Genomic DNA, 781 nt, shown 5'->3' with positions numbered 1-781 from the left:
TGGTCGACGGCAACCTGCTCGACCAATCCGCCCTGCTGCGCATCGTCCAAGCCGCCAAGCCGGACGAGATCTACAACCTGGCCGCCCAGTCCTTCGTCACCTCGTCCTGGCAGCAGCCGCTGCTCACCGGGCAGGTGACGGGCTTGGGCGCCGCGCACATGCTGGAATGCCTGCGCTCGGCCGCCCCCCAGGCACGCTACTACCAGGCCTCGACCTCGGAGATGTTCGGCCTGATCCAGGAGGCCAAGCAGAGCGAGTCGACGCCGTTCTACCCGCGCTCGCCCTACGGCGTGGCCAAGCTCTACGCGCACTGGATGACCATCAACTACCGCGAGAGCTTCGGGCTGCACGCCTCGAACGGCATCCTGTTCAACCATGAGAGCCCGCTGCGCGGCGTCGAGTTCGTCACCCGCAAGGTCACGGACGCGGTGGCGCGGATCAAGCTGGGCCAGCAGAAGGAGCTGCGGCTGGGCAACATCGACGCCAAGCGCGACTGGGGCCACGCCCGGGACTACGTGAAGGCGATGTGGCTGATGCTGCAGCAGGACCGCCCGGACGATTATGTGATCGCCACTGGCCGGACCACGACGGTGCGGGACATGTGCGCGATCGCATTCAAGCATGTCGGGCTCAACATCGACGACCATCTGGTCATCGACCCGGCCTTGTTCCGGCCGGCGGAGGTCGAGGTTCTGCTCGGCAATCCCGCGAAGGCCAAGGCGACCTTCGGATGGGAGGCCGAGACGAGCCTCGAGGCGCTGATCACCGAGATGGTCGACGC

At 66.7% G+C, this 781-nt stretch carries 1 protein-coding gene; it reads left to right on the top strand.

The genetic code is table 11. From position 1 onward, the window contains the following. Positions 1-781: GDP-mannose 4,6-dehydratase (locus CIW48_RS32935; protein ID WP_149314519.1), on the top strand; the 781-nt coding region annotated here is incomplete at both ends.

Origin of the sequence: Methylobacterium sp. P1-11 (genome assembly GCF_008329595.1) — a bacterium.
Classification (GTDB): Bacteria; Pseudomonadota; Alphaproteobacteria; order Rhizobiales; family Beijerinckiaceae; genus Methylobacterium.
The sequence above is the reverse complement of the archived record's forward strand: the minus strand, read 5'-3'. Positions and strand labels throughout refer to the sequence as shown.